This window comes from Belliella marina (genome assembly GCF_042682445.1).
Taxonomy (GTDB): Bacteria; Bacteroidota; Bacteroidia; order Cytophagales; family Cyclobacteriaceae; genus Belliella; species Belliella marina.
This window is the reverse complement of sequence record NZ_JBHUHR010000038.1, coordinates 114,814-134,662: the sequence shown is the minus strand read 5'-3', so window position 1 is coordinate 134,662 and position 19,849 is coordinate 114,814. Positions and strand designations below refer to the sequence as shown.

General features: G+C 40.8%; 16 protein-coding genes. 10 read left to right on the top strand and 6 right to left on the bottom strand.

Translation table 11 applies throughout. The features are described 5' to 3' along the window. The first annotated feature begins 143 nt into the window (after positions 1-143). From ACFSKL_RS12705 to ACFSKL_RS12690, 4 genes are all read left to right on the top strand, one after another. On the top strand, positions 144-3,206 hold the full coding sequence (locus ACFSKL_RS12705; RefSeq protein WP_376886588.1) for a glycoside hydrolase family 3 N-terminal domain-containing protein: 3,063 nt from the start codon (positions 144-146) through the stop codon (positions 3,204-3,206). Positions 3,207-3,280: 74 nt separating this feature from the next. After that, positions 3,281-4,426 carry an N-acetyl-alpha-D-glucosaminyl L-malate synthase BshA gene (gene bshA / locus ACFSKL_RS12700; protein ID WP_376886587.1) on the top strand — a complete coding sequence of 382 codons (1,146 nt, stop codon included), beginning with the start codon at positions 3,281-3,283 and terminating at the stop codon, positions 4,424-4,426. Positions 4,427-4,577: 151 nt separating this feature from the next. Beyond that, complete coding sequence (locus tag ACFSKL_RS12695) at positions 4,578-5,207, top strand: sterol desaturase family protein (protein ID WP_376886586.1); 630 nt, start codon at positions 4,578-4,580, stop codon at positions 5,205-5,207. Positions 5,208-5,256: 49 nt separating this feature from the next. Beyond that, positions 5,257-6,069, top strand: coding sequence for an NAD(P)-binding domain-containing protein (locus tag ACFSKL_RS12690; protein ID WP_376886585.1), 813 nt, complete (start codon positions 5,257-5,259; stop codon positions 6,067-6,069). A gap of 363 nt (positions 6,070-6,432) precedes the next feature. On the opposite strand, the gene ACFSKL_RS12685 is transcribed toward ACFSKL_RS12690, so the two are convergent. After that, positions 6,433-7,593, bottom strand: coding sequence for a PQQ-dependent sugar dehydrogenase (locus ACFSKL_RS12685; RefSeq protein ID WP_376886584.1), 1,161 nt, complete (start codon positions 7,591-7,593; stop codon positions 6,433-6,435). 149 nt (positions 7,594-7,742) lie between these two features. Here ACFSKL_RS12685 and ACFSKL_RS12680 point away from each other — a divergent pair, with 149 nt between their 5' ends. Then, positions 7,743-8,867 (top strand): sugar phosphate isomerase/epimerase family protein, encoded by a 1,125-nt coding sequence (locus ACFSKL_RS12680; protein ID WP_376886583.1) that lies wholly within the window; start codon positions 7,743-7,745, stop codon positions 8,865-8,867. Between the two features lie 251 nt (positions 8,868-9,118). On the opposite strand, the gene ACFSKL_RS12675 is transcribed toward ACFSKL_RS12680, so the two are convergent. Next, a complete protein-coding gene (locus ACFSKL_RS12675) occupies positions 9,119-11,398 on the bottom strand; it encodes a M56 family metallopeptidase (protein WP_376886582.1) in 2,280 nt (759 codons plus the stop codon). Next, positions 11,398-11,772, bottom strand: a complete 375-nt coding sequence (locus tag ACFSKL_RS12670; RefSeq protein ID WP_376886581.1) for a BlaI/MecI/CopY family transcriptional regulator — start codon at positions 11,770-11,772, stop codon at positions 11,398-11,400. Before ACFSKL_RS12670 ends, ACFSKL_RS12675 begins: the two co-directional genes overlap by 1 nt. 206 nt (positions 11,773-11,978) lie before the next feature. Between ACFSKL_RS12670 and ACFSKL_RS12665 the strand changes: the two genes are divergently transcribed. The 5 genes from ACFSKL_RS12665 (at position 11,979) to ACFSKL_RS12645 (ending at position 15,490) form a co-directional block, all read left to right on the top strand. Further along, the gene (locus tag ACFSKL_RS12665) at positions 11,979-13,073 is read left to right on the top strand and encodes an alkene reductase (protein WP_376886580.1); all 1,095 of its coding nucleotides are present in this window, start codon (positions 11,979-11,981) and stop codon (positions 13,071-13,073) included. 61 nt (positions 13,074-13,134) lie between these two features. Beyond that, the gene (locus tag ACFSKL_RS12660) at positions 13,135-13,899 is read left to right on the top strand and encodes an NRDE family protein (protein WP_376886579.1); all 765 of its coding nucleotides are present in this window, start codon (positions 13,135-13,137) and stop codon (positions 13,897-13,899) included. A 55-nt stretch (positions 13,900-13,954) separates the two neighbouring features. Further along, positions 13,955-14,932 carry a YpdA family putative bacillithiol disulfide reductase gene (locus tag ACFSKL_RS12655; protein ID WP_376886578.1) on the top strand — a complete coding sequence of 326 codons (978 nt, stop codon included), beginning with the start codon at positions 13,955-13,957 and terminating at the stop codon, positions 14,930-14,932. A 37-nt stretch (positions 14,933-14,969) separates the two neighbouring features. Beyond that, complete coding sequence (locus tag ACFSKL_RS12650; protein WP_376886577.1) at positions 14,970-15,182, top strand: addiction module protein; 213 nt, start codon at positions 14,970-14,972, stop codon at positions 15,180-15,182. A 5-nt stretch (positions 15,183-15,187) separates the two neighbouring features. Then, complete coding sequence (locus ACFSKL_RS12645) at positions 15,188-15,490, top strand: type II toxin-antitoxin system RelE/ParE family toxin (protein WP_376886576.1); 303 nt, start codon at positions 15,188-15,190, stop codon at positions 15,488-15,490. A gap of 8 nt (positions 15,491-15,498) precedes the next feature. Here ACFSKL_RS12645 and ACFSKL_RS12640 read toward each other — a convergent pair whose 3' ends face one another. The 3 genes from ACFSKL_RS12640 to ACFSKL_RS12630 all read right to left on the bottom strand — a co-directional run bounded on the left by ACFSKL_RS12640 (position 15,499) and on the right by ACFSKL_RS12630 (position 19,762). After that, a complete protein-coding gene (locus ACFSKL_RS12640; RefSeq protein ID WP_376886575.1) occupies positions 15,499-16,809 on the bottom strand; it encodes an APC family permease in 1,311 nt (436 codons plus the stop codon). Between the two features lie 219 nt (positions 16,810-17,028). Further along, positions 17,029-18,087 carry an NAD(P)H-dependent glycerol-3-phosphate dehydrogenase gene (locus ACFSKL_RS12635; RefSeq protein ID WP_376886574.1) on the bottom strand — a complete coding sequence of 353 codons (1,059 nt, stop codon included), beginning with the start codon at positions 18,085-18,087 and terminating at the stop codon, positions 17,029-17,031. Continuing rightward, positions 18,065-19,762, bottom strand: a complete 1,698-nt coding sequence (locus ACFSKL_RS12630) for a 1-acyl-sn-glycerol-3-phosphate acyltransferase (protein ID WP_376886573.1) — start codon at positions 19,760-19,762, stop codon at positions 18,065-18,067. Before ACFSKL_RS12630 ends, ACFSKL_RS12635 begins: the two co-directional genes overlap by 23 nt. Between the last annotated feature and the right edge of the window lie 87 nt (positions 19,763-19,849).

Here is a 19,849-nt window from a genome sequence, read left to right as displayed (position 1 = left end):
ATAATTTCACGTTGTAAATAAACATACGGAATTTTATCAGTTTTGATATTTGGTCAGCCTGATTTTCATGTATGTTTGCAAAATAGGTTGTATATTCATACAAAGTTATTTTAAAAATCAAGCAATAAAAATTTAACATCAGGATGAGGGTAAAAGTTTGGAGCGCACTTTTGGGAATCGCCTTGATTTTTCAGGCAGATGGAGTTTTGGGTTGGGATCTTCCCAGTCTATTTAGTAATAGTAAGCCAGATTCGATTGGGTTAAAGGAGATTGAAGGGGATCCTGTTGCCGAGAAAAGGGAAAGAAAAGATCCATTGAGAGCTAAAGACCATAGGAAGCAGATGGCTTGGGTAGATTCGGTATTCAATAGCCAGACCTTCGAGCAGCGTCTGGGCCAGTTGTTTATGGTGGCAGCTTATTCCAACCGGGATGCAAAACATAAGAATGAGATTGCGAAATTGATAAAAGATGAGAATCTGGGAGGCTTGATTTTTTTTCAGGGAGGACCTGTTCGGCAGGCAGATCTGACCAATTACTATCAATCAATAGCTGAAACACCACTTTTTATAGCCATGGATGCAGAATGGGGGATCAATATGAGATTGGATTCGGTTATAACTTTTCCAAAAGCAATGACCTTAGGTGCAATTCCCGACGAAAAGCTGATCTATGACATGGGTAAAGAAATAGCAAGGCAATTCAAGGAATTGGGTATGCATATCAACTTTGCTCCTGTGGTCGATGTCAATTCAAACCCCAATAATCCTGTCATTGGTTACAGGGCTTTTGGGGAAGAGAAAAGAATGGTTGCAAAAAAGTCCATGGCATATATGAAAGGGCTTCAAGACCATGGCGTTTTGGCAAATGCCAAGCATTTTCCAGGACATGGTGATACAGAATCGGATTCTCATTATTCACTGCCCGTGATCAGACATTCTGAAAACCGGATCAAAGATATTGATCTCTATCCGTACCGGGAATTGATAGACGAAGATTTGATGAGTGTAATGGTGGCTCATCTGCATATCCCCAGCCTGGATAGTGAAAAAAACAAAGCTACTACCTTATCCAAATATGTGGTGACCGACTTATTGAAAAACCAGATGAACTTCAGTGGTTTGATCTTTACTGACGCACTCAACATGAAGGGGGTTAGCAGCTATTACAAGCCTGGAGAAGTCGATATGTTGGCATTGTTGGCGGGTAATGATATTTTACTTTACTCCCAAGATGTACCCAAAGCCAAGCAACTGATCATGCAGGCGATAGCTGAGGGTAGGATTAGCAAGGAAGAGGTAGACGAAAGAGTAATCAAGGTTTTGAAAGCAAAATACTGGGCAGGACTCAATAAAGACCAAAAAATTGACACAAAAAATCTTGTCAATAGATTGAATGGCAGAAAAACCCAATTGCTTGTAGAAGAGCTTTATGCCAGCTCTATTACGGTTACCACAAACAAGAATGGTTTTTTGCCATTGAGAAACTTGGATTTGTTGAACATTGCTTCCTTGACGATTGGTGGAGATGGTGTTGTTTTTCAGGAAAAGATGGATAAATATGCCAAGGTGGATCATTTTACAATGGGAAAAGGGGCTAACTCGGTTGTTTTATCAGATATCAGAACCAAACTGAAAGATTACAATACAGTCATCGTAGGCTTGATGGGAGTGACCAATAGCCCATCGAGGGGGTTTGGGGTTAGCTCTTCCGACATCAGTTTCATCAAGGAGCTGAGCAAAGAAAAGTCAGTTGTAGTGGTGCTTTTTGGCAATGCGTATGCTGCAAAAAACCTGGTGGGGATGCCACACAATATATTGACATTCGAGAATAATGAGTATACCCAGGGCTTAGTTCCAGAGGTGATTTTCGGCGGTAGGGATGCAAAGGGTTTGATGCCTGTATCCATCAGTGATTACCTGGCTTTGGGAAGTGGAGGGTATATGGAAGGCTTGGGCAGGTTGTCATACAGCTATCCTGAAAGCCAGGGGATGAACAGTAAGGTATTGGATGAAATAGACTTGATTATGAATGCTGGTATCAGAAAGAAGGCAATGCCAGGTGGCGTTGTGTTGGTAGCGAAAAATGGGAAGGTGGTATTTGAGAAATCCTATGGGCATTACGATTACAATAAAACAAAACCGGTAAGTCCTAAGACTGTTTATGATCTGGCTTCTATTACCAAAGTATTGGCTACGACCCAAGCTGTGATGTTTTTGGCGAGCAGGGATGTCATCGATATGGACAAGCCGATTTCTACCTATCTGCCAGAGTTGAAGGGGACAAATAAAGCTGATTTATTGCTCAAGGATATCATGGCACACGAGGCAGGCCTTGTTGCTTTTATCCCTTATTATGCAAAGACAGTAGCGGCAGGTTCTTGGAAGAATGAATATTATCGCGAAACTCCAGTCGAAGATTTCACAGTCCCTATTTCCAACAATATGTTTGGAAAAGAGAGCCTGAGGGATAGTATTTGGAATTGGACTGTCAAGTCTGATTTGAGAAAACTTGATCCAAATAGAAGAAAGCATGGGTATGTGTATTCAGATCTGACTATGTATCTGATGCAGGCAGTCGTAGAGCGGGTTATGAACCAGCCGATGGATGAGTTCTTGGAGCAGAATTTTTATGCGCCATTGGGGCTCAATACCTTGACTTTTAATCCGGCAAAGAAATTTAATATAGACCTGATTGCACCAACTGAAGATGATGTTGCTTTCAGGAAAAGAGTAGTCCACGGATATGTCCATGACCCTGGGGCTGCCATGTATGGTGGTGTCGCTGGACATGCAGGCTTGTTTGGTACTGCAAATGACTTGGCGATAATGATGCAGCTCATGCTCAATGGGGGCAAATATGGAGGGGTAAACCTGTTGGATGAAAAAGTCATCAAAGAGTTTACCAAGAGACAATCAAGCCAAAGCAGAAGGGGCTGGGGTTGGGATAAGCCTGATCCAGAGCGGGGAAAAGGCGGTGGTGCAGGTGTGTTGGCACCAAAGACCACCTTTGGCCATACAGGTTTCACCGGGACGGCGGTTTGGGCAGATCCGGAAAACGACTTGATTTATGTGTTTTTGTCAAACAGGGTGTATCCAAGTGCAAATAATAATATCCTATTAAAAGAGGGGATTAGGACTGAAATTCATGATGTTATCTATAGGTCTATGCGGGAGGAAAGTGATTTATCCGAAAAAGGTGAAGAATAAATTGGATTAATTGAACAAACTTTGCCTTTTATCGTGTTATGAGACTATTGATTTCCATATTATAAAAAATTGCTATGAAAATAGGTATTGTCTGTTATCCAACTTTTGGTGGGAGCGGAGTGGTTGCGACTGAGCTTGGAAAAGCGCTTGCAAGGGAAGGTCACCAAATACATTTTATCACTTACAGACAGCCGACAAGACTGGATTTTTTTAGTGCCAATCTATTCTATCATGAAGTGGATATCAAGAGTTATCCCTTGTTTGAACATGCACCATATGAATTGGCATTGGCCAGCAAGATGGTCAATGTAGTGAAATATGAACAATTGGATTTGCTTCATGTCCATTATGCGATTCCGCATGCTTCTGCTGCGTATATGGCCAAGCAGATATTAAAGGAGGAAGGGATAAACATTCCAGTAGTGACTACTTTGCATGGTACGGATATTACACTTGTGGGGAAAGATCCTAGCTATGAGCCTGTAGTCACATTCAGCATCAATCAATCGGATGGTGTGACTGCTGTGTCCGAAGACCTCAGGAAAGCTACCTATGAGTTGTTTCCTGTAAAAAGAGATATTCAGGTAATTCCAAATTTCATTGATCTGGAGAGATTCAAAAAACAGAAAAAGGAGCATTTTAAGTTGGCTATCTGCCCCAATGGAGAGAAGTTGATAGTCCATACTTCCAACTTCAGGAAGGTCAAGAGAGTTGAAGATGTGATTCGGGTGTTTTATGAAGTAAGGAAAGTGATTCCAGCCAAATTGCTTTTGGTCGGAGATGGTCCGGAAAGGGATAAGATGGAACGCTTGTGTAGGGAGCTTGGGGCGTGTGACGATGTCAGGTTTTTGGGCAAGCTGGAAGCCGTTGAAGAGGTGCTTTCGGTGGCAGATCTTTTTGTGATGCCTTCAGAGAAGGAAAGTTTTGGGCTTGCTGCCTTGGAAGCGATGGCTTGTGAAGTACCTATACTCTCCTCGGATGCAGGAGGGATTCCTGAATTGAATTTGGATGGCGAGACCGGGTATGTCTGCAAAATAGGTGATGTCACAACGATGACTGCACGGGCATTGGAAATATTGAAAGATGAAAATCTACAAGGGTTCAAAGATCGGGCGTTACAAAGGGCAAAAGAGTTTGATGTTGTGAATATACTTCCATTATACGAGGCTTTTTACAACCAAACTATAGAAAAATCCAAAGGTTTGATAGTGAAAATCTAATTAAGAATAATTAACATTTTGATATTTTCTTCGTTTATTAAACCATTAACCTTAAATTTACATCCTAGATAGGGGCGTTGTGGGGAAATTAAAGCATTCCAGCGGTTCCTAATCAGGTAAGGTCTAAACTAATCATAAAATGAGTGCCACAATGAAAAAAATAGGAAGGCTGGATAAGCCGGATAATAATGGTTCTGCTCAAATGTTTAGCAATCCAATATTGGAAAAGATTTCCAGAACACATATCAGTATCCCGATCATTCTGTTTGTATGCATCAGTGCTGTGTCCTTTTATTATGCGTACACTAAGACTGAAATAGGTCTTCCGGTTGGTTTGTTGATCATGTTGGCTGGCTTGATTACATTCACTTTTGTTGAGTACATGATGCATAAGCACTTTTTCCATATGGAGCCAAATACTCCAGTCAAAGACAAGCTCCAGTATACAGTACATGGAGTCCATCATGACTATCCAAAGGACAAGGATCGATTGGCGATGCCACCATTTGTAAGTGCGTTTTATGCACTGATATTTTATGTGGTATTCTCGTTCATCATGGGGAGCTATGCTTTATATTTCCTCCCTGGATTTCTCTTTGGCTATGCAGCTTATTTGGGGGTCCATTTTGTAGTGCATGCTTACCAACCTCCCAAAAATTTCCTAAAGATCCTTTGGGTGAACCATGCCGTACACCATTACAAAAACCCTGATGTAGCATTTGGTGTCAGTTCTCCGTTATGGGATTTCATCTTGGGAACTTTGCCAAAAAAAGATAAATAATTATAGACCCTCTTCTTTGGAAGGGGGTTTTTTACTTTGTACATGAATCATGAAAATTTCTATTATTGGGTTGGGCTGGCTGGGAGAGCCGCTTGCAGATGCTTTGTTGAATAAAGGGCATTCAGTCAAAGGGACTACCACCTCTGTCCAAAAATCTGAGTCATTGACCCAAAGCGGGTATGAAAATATTATGTTGAAATTTTCGCCCCATCCCGAAGGGGTTGGTTATCAGCAGATTTTCGATGCGGATATCTTGGTCGTCAATATTCCTCCAAGAACTAAAACAGCTAATCCCACCTTTCACCCAGAACAGATTAAGTTTATCAAAGAATTGGTTGTTCAGAAGAAAGTGGCCAAAGTCATTTATACTTCAGCAACTTCTGTTTATCCAAACGAAAACCAAGAAGCAAAAGAAACAGATCAGCTGACTATTGGGAATACAGGCAATAGAGCCCTTTTTGACGCAGAGAAGATTTTGTGGAAGGATAAGGACTATGATCTTACAGTCGTAAGGTTTGGTGGCTTGTTGGGGGTGGATAGGGTTCCTGGGAAATACTTCTCGGGAAAAGACAATGTAGAAGGGGGGGCACCTGTCAATTATATCCATCGGGATGATGCTGTTCGGTTGATTTGCTGGATTATTGAAAAAGGTTTGTGGAATGAAACCTTCAATGGCGTGACCCCATTACACCCTTCCCGCAGGGAGGTTTATGAAAAAAATGCAGCGGAATTGGGTTTTCCCCCACCGAAGTCGTATGATGTTTCAGGAGCCAAGCCTTGGAAGATGATTTCTGGAGAAAAAATATTGTCCACCGGTTTTGAGTTCGTGATTCCCAATCCTTTGGATTTTTGGTATGAATAAAAAAGTTATATGTATATACGCTACTTTGCCGCAAGCCAAACAAAGTTTCTCCAACAACTGATTTTCATTACTGTTGACTGTCGTCTGTTGACCGTTGACGATTATCCGAAACATTATGCCTTTGTTATTTATTTACTGGCAAAGTAGCGGATAATCATAAAAAGTTAGCTGTCCCACAAATAGCAATCGTTTGCTTGAAAAAACATCAAGTGAGTCATATCTAAAAGGGGAAAGGTAAAAGATTTTACTCCTTTAACCTTTCCCCTCGTCCTTTTTTCTAGAATGCTTCGCAAAACAATACTGGTTGGATAATCCCGGAATTGATTTTGAGACAATCTCTTATTGAATTTTATGCCAGAGGTATTAGTCTTGCTGCGGTATGATTTTCACCATCAAGCCAGTAGCTTCTACAATCGCATAAATATATCCGTCTGGACTCTGTGAAACTTGTCTTACACGACCGATTCCGTCCAATAATTTCTCTTCGCCCACATAATTCGTCCCGTCCAATTCCACCCTGGCTATGTGCTGGCCAGCAAGTGCAGCTACAAGAATATTCCCTTTCCAAGTAGGGTATTTGTCCGAAGTGACAAGTGTCATTCCACAGGTGGCAATGGAAGGATCCCAATATGTGACAGGCTGTTCCATTCCTTCTTTTTCTGTATCTTCTGTTATGGTAGATCCGTCATAATCAATCCCGTAGGTGATTTCTGGCCATCCATAATTTTTCCCTTTTTCTATCAGGTTAAGCTCATCTCCCCCTTTTGGGCCATGTTCTACAGACCAAAGTCTGTTGTTTTCCTTGTCAAAAATAATCCCCTGAGGGTTTCTGTTTCCGTAAGTCCAGATGGTGGAAATCGCTCCAGGAGTATTGACAAATGGATTGTCTTCAGGAATCCTGCCATCATCATGGATTCTGTGGATTTTTCCATGTGAATTGTCCAATTCTTGGGCGTTTTGCGGTCTATTGCCTTTGTCGCCGTTTGAATAGTAGAGGTAATTGTCATTATCAAATACGATTCTTGTCCCAAAGTGCCTACCACCTTTCCATTCAGGGAGATTGACGATCAATTCCTCCAAATCTACCAAGGCGTTGCCTTCAAGTTTGGCTCTGGAAATGGTCAACACGCCACCATCCCCCATATCTTTGGCATAGGCAAGATATAGCCAGCCATTGTTTTCGTAATCTGGGTGAACCGCGATATCCAAAAGTCCAGCTTGGTTTACCTCATGGATAGCAGGTACTCCAGTGAGTTTCTCGCCTGTATATTTGTCATCCTTGAAAATCAGGATTTCACCTTTTCTTTCGGTGACTAGCATTCTGCCATCAGGCAGCCAGGTCATTCCCCACGGACTTTCAAAATCGGTATGCAAAGTGTCCAGCGTGAAGGATAGTTTTTCCGATTCTATAACAATCGCATTTGAATCGGTTTCATCGATGTTTTTTTCTGGATCTGAACAAGCTATCAATCCTGAGAAAATTCCTGCACTCAGAATAAAAGCTAAATTATTCTTGATTTTCATGTTGTTTCAGTTGGTTTCAATACAAATCTAATCAATTTCCAGTTGAATTGTTTTTTAAATTACGCAAACGGTGTTCCATACAGGTGGAGAGTTTTAAATTTCTATGCTTATCTTGGTTTTGGATTGTATTTTGAACAAAAAAAGATTGTATGGATAACCAGATATGGCTGATGACATCAGCTTTTGATCAGTTGAACTTAGACCAGACTATAGAAAAAGCCCAAGAAATTGGCGTGCAGGGTCTGGATGTTTGTGTTTTCAGAAAAGATGGAACAAGGGATGATTTTGTGGCAACCCATATGGATTATGATAATTTCAGTGCTGAAAATGCGAAAGAAATGTCAGAAAAATTCAATCAGGCAAAGCTTAGGTTGTCATTGGGGGCATTTGATAATTTGATAGGAGGGGAAGAGGCGGAGAAAGTCAAGAATCAAAACCATTTATTGAAGCTAATCCGGATGGCTTATTTGCTTGGAGGGGATGAAAATGATGTGAAAGTAGGGACTTTTGTTGGCTATAATCACGATTTGGGGATATTGGAAAATGGTTTTGAGAGAAATCTGGAAGAGTATCAGAGGGTTTTTACACCGATAATAAAATATGCCGAAAGTCTGGGTGTGACAGTGCTTTACGAAAATTGCCCCATGGAAGGCTGGAGGTCTTCTGGGTATTCCACAACTTATAACAATTTGACAGGTGTATTGGCGGCCAGAAAGATCATGTATGAATTGATCCCCAGCAAATCACATGGCGAGATTTATGATCCATCACACGATATTTGGCAAAATACCGACCCTGTGGAGGTGATCAAACATACCGATATGTCTCGGCTTAAGCGAATCCATGTCAAATCCACAAGGAATATTTCTGATCCATACTGGGGAAACATGTATCCTATGCAAAGGATCAAGGCAGAATGGGCGGAAAAGGCTGGGATTCCCTACAGTACCAACGAATGGGATAGGCATCATTATGAAGCCACCTTGCCGGGTTTCGGTTTGGGAGATTCTATGGATTGGAGAGCCTTTGTCAATGTTTTGAATGAAAGAGGCTTTAAAGGGCCTTTTGAGATTGAAAACGAGGCGAAGCTTTCAAAGCAGACAGGGAGTATGGCTGCCATAATGCAAGGATGCAAAGCTGCTGTACAAAATCTCGCTCCCCTTCTTTGGAATTTGAATGAAGATGGATACTCTTATCCCAAAAGGAATGTTGAGCCTTTGGTTGAATTGAACCGAAAAGATGTGCCTGTGGTGACGATGAAGGAACTGAAATAGGGGTGTAGAGTATCCAAAACTTATGTAAACTCTATATTTAGGATCATTTATGTAAAATGTAATTGACAAAAAATAATTGAAAATGTTAATTATGATTAACAAAAAAACAGATTTCCAAAACCGATGATGCATTCCTGCTAAAGGACAACATCGAGATCGGTTTTGGAAATACTATACCACTTTGGTTGTTTGGGTTTTTATATTGATTGAAATATACGCTTTCTTGTCATTAGCAATTTAAGAAATTGTGGTTAGTTGTTTTCATTGTTCGGCTTTCCCTTAGATTCTTGCATTTTGGCTGAATACTCCTTCTGCCACTCTTCCATTTTCTGTTGGTACTCCTTCATCAGGGGTTGGAGTTCTTTCTCGTATGCTTTCATCTTCTCCTGGTATTCCTTCATCAATGGTTGCAGTTCTTTTTCATAGGCTTTCATTTTTGCTTCATATTCTTGTAGCAAGGGTTCATGTTGTTTTTGCCATTCACGCATTTTGTTTTCGTATTCTTTTATCAATGGCTTTAGCTCTTCGGCTTTTTTTCTATACATGTCAGCCTGTTTTTTGATAGTAGCCATTAGGGAATCGTTTTGGAAAGCATTGGCCATGTGCTTTTCCCTAGTCAAAGTGCGAATTTTATCAGTGAGGGCGGAGATTTCTTTCTTCGCTTTTTCTTTTTCTTCCACTGTTTTGGCTTTGCTTAGTTTGTCAGTGGCCTTAGCGAGTTCCTTGGCGTATAAGTCAGTGGTGTCCTTGAGATTCAAAGAAAATGTTGTTGGGTTGCTAATTGAACCGGCTTTTGGGATGCTTTGGATTTTGGCTGGGTTATACGGTTGGATGGTCTTTGGTGAATCCTCGTTTACTTTGGCCAGCTCTGAATTTTTGTAATGGAGTTCGTTTGTGTCATATCCCATTCTTATTTTGGCTTCATTCAGATTTGGTTCTTTTGTTGAATCTAAGTTGACATGTGGAATTATCATGCCTTCAGGAAGCTTCAACATAGGCATTTCACTAAAATCAAGTCTTTGGAATTCCAAAGGGGGGATTTTAATTGTATGTGCCAGGGCTTCTCCATTTAGGGATTTGGCTTTGATTTTGGAGTTGTTGCCTTTGAGATCCGACCAAATATGCAAAGTGTCTCCCGTTATTTTGAAATTGTCAAATCCGGAAAATAGATTTAATTCGTCCTTTTCAGTCATGTCCTCAAAGGAAAAGGTTTTCCCATTTTCAGAGAGACTGATTTTTAGATCATAGGACTTAATTGAGTCTAGCTTGTTTGATAGGTTAGATAATGTTTTTGTAAGATGTCTCAAAGACTCGCTAGATCCTTTTTGTGATTTCCCTAAGTCTAGTTTCAGATTGTCCGCAAGCTCTTTTTCTGTGTTTAGGTTTGCATTTGCGCCAATATCAAATTGACTCCAAAAACCCTCGGTTAAAATGATATTAGATTGAGCCTGTGTAAGCATTGGGTCGAAATCATTCTCAGACGACTTGTCTGCGTGTGCGCCAAGTATCAAGGAGGCGCTAAGGATTAGTGTAATGATCATGGTTAAGCTCGTTAAAGTGGAAGTTTGTTTGTGGGATGAATGGAATCCCATAATCCTTTTGATTCTGTCTAATGTTGGTGTCTTTGGTTTTGCTGCTGCCATAGCCAGTTCAGGCTGGGTTTGTTTGGCATGGTTTACAATGATTACAAGTGCTTCTGCCAAATCCCTTGCCTTGATGCCAACGCTGATTGCTAGGTCATCACAGGTGTTTTCACGTTCGGTTTTGATGATGGAGTTGATATACCAGAAGACGGGATGGAAGAAAAAGACCACCTCCATGACTGACTGTATCAAGTTGATGAGGTAGTCATGCCGTTTGATATGTGCCAACTCATGTGCGATAATTGCTTCCAATTGAGCTGGGCTAACTTTGAAGATCAATCCGGTCGGAATTAATATCACAGGTTTCAATATGCCATATGTCACGGGAGTATCTACAAATTTGGTCTGGAATATTTGGACTCGTTGTTTTATTTTTAGTCTACTGGAAATATCAGCCAATGTCTCTTCCCATTTTTCACCGATGGTATTTTTGGGACGAAAGTCTAAGCTTCTGAGTTCTGCCAGTGAACTTGCAAACTTGATCATAAAGAGTACTGCTCCAATCAACCAAAGGTTGACCAAGGTTGGGATCCGCTTTTCTATTTGACTGGAGATTGCTTCAAAATTAGACTTTGTTGTGTGTGGTGGTATTTCAAGATCCGAAATCGGGTGAAATCCATTGTCGTCTGCAAAAATGGGTTCATTGGCAGCAGTGATTTTTTCTTGTGGTTCAAAGTAGAAGATTGCCGTTCCGATGCTGCCCAAAACCAAAAGAAACAACACAAAAACACTTGTCCAATATTTAAATGAAGCAGATTTTTTGTGGTAAAATTCCAATACAAGCCACAAGAGCAGGCCAAGTCCGGATATTTGCCAAAGTGAATGTACCAGCATCCAGCCGATAGCATAGAGGTAGTTGTCAGGGATTACTTCATTGATCCATTCCATTATTTTTCATTTTCGATTTGGTCTAAAAAAGCGCGGATTTCATTTAATTCTTCTTTTGAAGGGTTTCCTTGGCCCAAAGCCTGCATCACTAGGTTCTTGGCTGAGCCACCAAAGGCGGTCGCGACGAAGTTCTGTACCAGGTTTTTCTGGGTGACTTTCTCTCCAATAGCAGCGAAATATACATGGGTCCTGTTTTTTTCATCTCTATGAAGCAGTCCTTTGGCATGCATGACTTGCATGGTTTTCAGTGTTGTGGTATAGCCAGTATCTTTGCTTTCAGCCAACTTTTCATGGATGTCGCGCACTGTCGCTTTTCCTTTTTGCCAAATTATCGACAGAATTTCCAATTCTGACTCTGTGGGTTTTGGTGTCATTTTCGTTTCTACGATTTCTTTCGTACAAATATATACGATGGATGTCGTAATGCAAAATGTGTCCTACGATTTTAATCGTATTAAATGTTAAAAATTATAAAAAAGAACCATTGGACCTATTCCTACCCAATGGGAAGTTTATTGGAACAATCGTTGCAACGCATTAGTTGTATATACATTGAATTAGGAATTAAACCAAAACAAGCATGAAAAGGCAACCTCTTTTAGAAAAATTGCAAATTGGAGATATAGAACTGAAAAATAGGGTAATCATGGCGCCATTGACAAGAAGTCGAGCCAACAATGACGAAAATTCTCCTTTTGACATTCATACAGAGTATTACAGACAGAGATCATCAGCAGGTTTGATCATTTCAGAAGGATCCCAGATATCGGACAAAGCGGTAGGGGCTATCAATACTCCAGGAATTTATACCAAAGGTCAGGTGGATGGCTGGAAGAAAGTAACCAAGGCTGTCCATGATGAAGGTGGGAAAATTTTTGTGCAACTATGGCATGTAGGCAGGATTTCCCATCCAGACTTCCACAATGGAGAGCTGCCGCATGCACCATCGGCAATCAATCCAAACACGAAGGCATTTACCCCAAAGGGATTTAAGGGAACAGTGACACCAAAAGAAATGTCCATACCTGAAATCAAACAGACCATTTTGGATTTTCAGAATGCTGCCAAAAATGCCCTGGAAGCAGGGTTTGATGGTGTTGAGATTCATGGTTCAAACGGTTACCTGTTGCATCAGTTTTTCAGCGCAACGTCCAACATCCGGACTGACGAATATGGAGGAAGTGTAAAGAACAGGGCAAAAATATTGTTTGAAATAATAGATGCCATCAAAGAAGTGATGCCTGAAGAGAAAATAGGGTTGAGGCTCAATCCTTCTCTCCATGGGGTTTTCGGTATGACACTGGACGAGGAGACTATTCCGACATTTGATTATATTATCGAAAAATTGAACAATTATAATTTGGCTTACCTGCATCTTTCAGAGCCATTCAATGATGTGTCGGATGTTCCCCATGCTGTCACTGAAATTGCCCAAAGGTATAGACCGATTTATAAAGGTGTTTTGATCATCAATGCAAATTTTGATCAGGAAAAGGGAAATCGTTTTATTTTGGAAGGTTTGGCTGATGCTGTAGCTTATGGTAAATTGTTTATTTCCAATCCGGATTTGGCTGAGCGGTTTGCCCAAGGAGCTGAATTGGCAGATTGGGATGAAGACACTTTCTACACCACTGGTGAAAAAGGGTATACAGACTATCCGAAACTTTCTGACTAAGTTTCTGCGAATTACATAGAAGGTCGAAGTTATTCGGCCTTTTTTGCTTTTTTTGTGTTCTATGTGTCTGATCACCTTTTCTTGGAATAATCATCCTGATTACAAACTCATCCTTGTAGGGAATAGGGACGAGTTTTTTGAGCGCCCTTCAGAAGCTTTACATGAGTGGGGCGAGGGCTTCTATGCAGGTAAAGATTTACGTGCTGGAGGGACATGGCTGGGGGTGCATCCAAATGGCAGGTTTGCGACATTGACAAATTATAGGGACTTGAAAAACCCCAAGAAGAATCCCAAAACCAGAGGTGATTTGGTGAAGGGGTTTTTGGAAAGTGATGCCTCTCCTTATGAATATTTGAAAAAACTGGATGATGAGAAAGATCAATATGAAGGTTTCAATCTATTTGTAGGGGATCAACACTCGCTTTTTTATCTCTCCAACTACAAAGATGGCATTGAGGAGATCAAGCCGGGCTTGTACGGGATCAGCAATGCGCTTTTGGATACTCCATGGCCAAAGCTTACTAAGGCAAAAAAGCAGTTGGAGGTGAAAATTGAAGAGCAGCAGCTTGATATGGAATCCTTGATGGAAGCGGTGCATTCCCAAAAAATGGATCCCGATGAATTGTTGCCCGATACAGGGGCTACCTACCATCAGGAAAAACACCTTTCTGCCCAGTTCATCCGAATTGATGATTATTATGGAACTGTCAATACCACAGTTTTGCTTTGGAAGCACTCTGGTGAAGTTGAGATGTTGGAGCGGACTTTTGACCAGCTTAATGGACGGTTGGAAGACAGCTTGGTGAATTTTAAAGTAATGGGGTAATTGCAGAACAGATTTTAGGGATTTCCTGTTAGAAGAAAGTATCAAAGAAAAACAAATGGAATTTTTGGATGTTTTTATAATAGGAGGTGGTCCCATTGGACTTGCATGTGGAATAGAATGTGAGAAGGCAGGATTGGATTATGTGATTGTTGAAAAAGGCGTGTTGACTAACTCCTTGTACAATTACCCCATGAATATGACATTTTTCTCCACTTCTGATAAATTGGAAATGGGAGGGATTCCCTTTATGTCAGTTTCCCATAAACCGACAAGGACAGAGGCCTTGGAATATTACAGGAGGGTGGCCCAGAGCTGGAAGTTGAAAGTCCAACTCTATGAGCAGGTAAAAACAATCTCAAAAGAGCAGGGGGTGTTCAAGGTAATCACATCCAAGGGTACTTATTTTGCCAAGAATATCGTGATGGCTACAGGTTTCTATGATCTGCCAAATCTGATGAATGTACCAGGGGAAGATCTCCCAAAAGTTTCCCACTATTACAGAGAGCCATGGCCCTATATTGGGCAAAAGATAATAGTGGTCGGAGGTGCTAATTCTGCCGTGGATGTCGCTTTGGAAACTTGGAGAAAAGGAGCGGAAGTGACGATGGTACTCAAAAATGATGGAATAGATGATAATGTCAAATACTGGGTAAAACCTGATATAGAAAACAGAATCAAGGAAGGTTCGATCAGAGCATTTTCGAATGCAACAATCAAGGAGATAAAGGAAGAGAATGTGCTTATATCCACACCGGAAGGTGAGGTTTCAATTGAAAATGATTTTGTATTGGCGATGACAGGCTATGTTCCAAATTTCTCGTTGCTGGATCAGTTGGGTGTGGAACTGAGTTTGGATGAAAAAAGGCAGCCTTGCTATGACCAGACCAACCAAGAGTCCAATGTGCCAGGGGTCTATTTGGCAGGGGTAGTGTGTGGAGGGTTGAATACTAGGGAGTTCTTCATAGAGAATTCCATCGTACATGCCGAGAATATCATTCGGCATATTATGGAAAAAAATAAAGGGGGAATGTGAAAAATTGATTAAATTCAACCTTAAAGGATAAGTGATTATGGATATTCAGACAATAAAAATAGATTTAATTCATTGGCTTACCAAGCTCGATGATGCCTCTTTATTAGAAAAATTACAATCATTAAAAGAGAAACATGAATTTGGTTTGGGCGAGGATCATAAAAAAATTCTAGATGAACGATTGGAATTATATGAACAAAATCCAGATGAATTGATTGATTGGGAAGATATTGTTAATGAGCTAGATTAGCTGCGATGACATTTAAGGTTAAATTCACTCCTGCTGCTAAGTTGGATATTGATGATGTCATCGAATGGTATGATGGGCAAAAGAGGGGACTTGGGAGAAAATTTTATATTCATCTTAAATCTAAAGTAAATTATATTCAGAATTACCCATATCATTGCCAGCTGGTACATCGAGATATTAGAAATGTATTGGTAGATAAATTTCCGTTTCAAATTAGTTTTATAATCGAAGAATTCAAAAAGGTAGTTGTTATTGTCGCAGTAACCCATACTAGAAGAAATCCGAAAAACTGGAAGAAGAGGAGTTGATAGAAGTTTTATAGAGAATTATTTTTAGAGTTGTTTTTCTTCGTACTACCCACCCTATGGATTAAATAAATCAAAAGTCCCAATCCAGTCCAGATTATGGTATCCATGATTTCTTCCGATTGTGTGCCTGAGAGTAGCCAAATGGTTGCCAATATCCCTAAAATAGCAAAATGGTTTCCATATGGGATTTTGAAAAAGGAATTGCTTGCTGGCTGGTTTTTTCTCAATTTGATCAAAGAAGCGCAAACCAATCCATAGAGAATCAGTCTGGAAATAACTGAAACTGCCAAGGAGTTCATAAATCCCCAGAAAATAGCAACAAAGGCTACGAGTGCAGAAAAGAAAATCAGGGAAACATAGGGTGTGGCAAATTTTGGATGGATTTTTCCGAAGAGTTTTGGCAGTTGGTCTTCTTCACTCAAGGCAAATGGCAAACGTGATCCACTCAATATTTGGACATTGAGTGTGCCGAGGATGGAGATGACTGCTCCGATTGTAATAAACACTCCTCCCCACCAACCCATAAATCCAGATGCAGCATCCGCCAGTGGTTTTTCGGAACTGGCCAAATCAGGCAAGGTTCCTATGGAAACAATTTGGATCAGTACATAAAACCCTGCAATCACAGCTGCTGCTGTGAACAAACCAAATGGCAAATTCTTTTTTGGGTTGACGATTTCGCCGCTATTGACAAGTCCTGCCTCAAACCCTCCAAATGCAAAAATCAAGAGCAAAGAGGCGGCTGAGAAATCCTTTAAACTAGGAGCAGGGCCTGGTTTGAGGTTCTCAAAGTCGATGAAAAACAATCCCACAAGAATGAAAACTGCCAGAGGAAAGAGTTTTGCTACCGTCAGGATATTGCTCACTTTTGCGGTATTCTTGATGCCAATCCAGTTAAAATAAGTGATCATTCCTGTGATCAATAAAATTATACAGATTCTGATTTCTGGTTGATTGAAGGCCTCAGAAAAAAAAGAAAGATACAATACCATCAAATTGATCAATGTGGCATAGCTGAAAAGCCTTGTCAACATCAGAAGCCATCCAATGATAAATGCAGGAACTGGCCCAAATGCTTTATGTACATACAGGTAAGGACCTCCTGTCTGCTCAAACCTGGAGCTCACTTCAGCAAAAACCAATATCAACACCATCATAACGAAGGCACAGACCAAAAAAGCCAAAATGGAATAGACTCCAGATAGGGCAAAGACTTTGGCAGGCAAAGCAAATATCCCAGCGCCAATGACGGAATTGATTATCAAAAAAACCAAGTCCCATTTTTGGATGCCCCGTTTGAGTGAGAGTGGATTTTTCAATTTTCGGATAAGACTAAGGTTAAATTAAAATTTCGGTTTGAATACTTTACCAATATCGATAAAATTTTGAAACTACATCAACAATCCTCCAATATCTACCAAATCCAATATCTCATATAAACTATCCACACAGCACGTATATCTACCAATATCCAAATATCAATTATATCACATTTTCCCAATTTTAACCTTTACAAGTCAAGGTAAAGAACACTCAAACTATAAGAAGTCAACATCCACGCTAAATGGATACTTCATCAAGTATTGCAGAGCATCTTCTATCAACAAATCCTCAAACAATACCTTGTACAGATTCTCTGTAATCGGTGCCCGCATACCCGTTCCTTCCACGAAGATTTTCATCAATCTTACAGTGTTGATCCCTTCTGCTACTTCCGACATGGTGTTTTGTATAGTCTCCAGACTTTCTCCCTGTGCTAGTCTATAACCTACCGTGTAATTCCTCGAAAGGGTAGAGTTGCAGGTGGTGACAAGATCGCCAATGCCTGCCAATCCCACGAAAGATTTTAGGCTACCGCCCAAAGCATTTCCCAGATAGATCAATTCAACCATCCCTCTGGAAATCAAAAGGCCCTTGGCATTTTCCCCTAAACCCAATCCCGCCAAAGCACCGGAAGCGATGGCGATGATGTTTTTCAACACACCACTCAACTCCACCCCAATGATGTCAGAGTTGCCATATACTTGGAATTTGTCAGAGCGAAGCAAGTTTTGCCCTTGGTGAATTACTTCATTGTATTTGCTAGCCACTACAGTGGCGGCCGGTTGGCCTTTCGATAGTTCTTTGGCCAGGTTTGGTCCAGCCAGACAGCCGACCCTTACGACTACGGTTTCTTTCAAGATGACTTCACTCATCGTCAGGATATTTTCCCTTTTGATCACTTTCATGTCTGAAAGGGACTTTCCATACGGAAGGTCAAGACATAGTCCCTTGGTGCCATGGATGATCATATGGTAGGGGTAAAGGAAAGGGGAAAAAGCCCTTACTACCTCTTGGAATGCACTTGAAGGTACCATGAAAAAGAGGATTTCACAGGATTTACAAAGTAGCTCCGGGTCTTGGGTAGCAATGATTTTTTTGTCAACTGGCACTCCATCGATGCTGTGTTTTTCGTTGATTTCATCGACAAGTTCAGCTTTTCGTGCGTAGGCGACTACTGGGTTTTTCTCTGCAAGCATCCGTGCGATCGCAGTTCCGAAACTACCAAGGCCTATGACACCTATTGATTTTTCTTTAGAAGAGTTTTTCGAGGTCATATCCGTCTAATCTGTTGTGGTAAAAATATAGGAGACTCATGTCTTCTGTGATGATATTCCCTTCGCTATTCTTTACCAAAGGTCTTTTTGCATGATACATCCCTACATTGTCCAGACCATGAGCAATGATATCATCGATCCCCTTGCGTAGATGTGGGGCAACATGTATTTTGTTGTGTGCCTTCAATTCAAAAATATGGTCTAGGATCCGCTGGCATTCCTTTTTGAATTCTTCATAATCCAATACGATATCCTCTTCCGGTAGTCTCAGCAAGTTGAATAAATCGAGTTTTTTATTCTCTCTTTTGATCATTTGAAATGCTGTGAATGCGACCAGGTGGGAGCTGAAAACCCTATTGATGATGTGGAATTCCTCCACGATCCTATTTCCAAGCCTGTTTGTATACTCTTCTTCTCTTTGGGTGTCTAGGTTAACCTCCCCATTGCTGATAAAGTAGTCCCTGGTTTCAATGGTCCTGCCATTTTTATCCATGCTATTTCCGTCTTTGTCTACATAGTGGCCCAAGACGTCCATGGCTTTGCCTACAGATACAGAAATATCAGATCCTTTGGTGAAGAATTTAAAGAGGAATTTGGAAATCTTGTAGGATGTAGAAAACTCATCAGATTCGGCATAATACCTTTCCTGTCCAGTGATGCTGAGATATTCCTTGATCAGACTTGGCGCTTCCAATACAAAATGATAATTGATGGTCACAGGTACTATAAATACTTTTCCGCTGATATCATTGATCCCTTTTTGGTAATTGGCACGCTGGGCTTCTATTGCGGTACTGAGGAGGCCAAGTTTGAGTTTGGATTCGATCTTTCCGCTCCTGGATCTTGTCCCTCCTGGAAAAAAAAGACTGTGGACCCCAAACTGGATTGCTTCAGATGAGTAGGTTTTCAGTGTTTCCAGATATGGGAGGTTCTTTTTTCTCCTATCCACCTTGTATGCACCCAAAGAATTCATGAAATAGGCAAATATATCAATATTGAATAGGTTGAGCCCAGCGCCGTAGATGAATGGGGGCAGGCCCAAGACTGAAATAATCCATCCTATCAAAATACTGTCCAGATTGGAAAAATGTGTCGGGACCATGATGATGGTGCCTCTTGATGCCAAATCTCTCAACTGATCTGTCTCTCCAATGATTTGGATTTTGTCCTGAAGGGAATACTGGTTACTAAATAATCGTTTTATACCTTTCACACGGGCCGCATTGAGCAAGCGTGAAAAACCGGAAGTAATGATGCTCCGAGTGAATTTATAATGGGAATGTTTGAAATTGCTTGCAATCTCTTCGGCATAGCGGATCGTAATATCATCCAATATGGCTATGTATTTCTTTTTCTTTTCGAGTTTGGAAGAAGAAGTGTCAGCACTCAGCTGTAATAGGGAACTCTTGACTGTATTCCAAAAATCAAATTCATCATCAGGATCTACGGCCCAAGGATTTTGTTTGATACGGAGTTTTTCACGGTAAAGTGTAGTCTCCAATTCTTCTTTGAGGGCAGCTACATTGCCACCTGTAAGTTCTATAATCCGGTTTTTACTGGCTTCGGCTACTTTTTTCACGAACTCCTTCCTGCTTTTGCTGAGTTTGACTACAGGCCATTCATCCTTTTGTGGAAGGATGGGATCGTATCGGTGTTTGATATAGTCGTCGGTCAAGGCTTTCAGGTTTTAGATAAAAACAAAGATAGCAAAAATTAGATTTGCCATTTTGACAAAATAGACAAAGAATGCGGGTATTTGTCA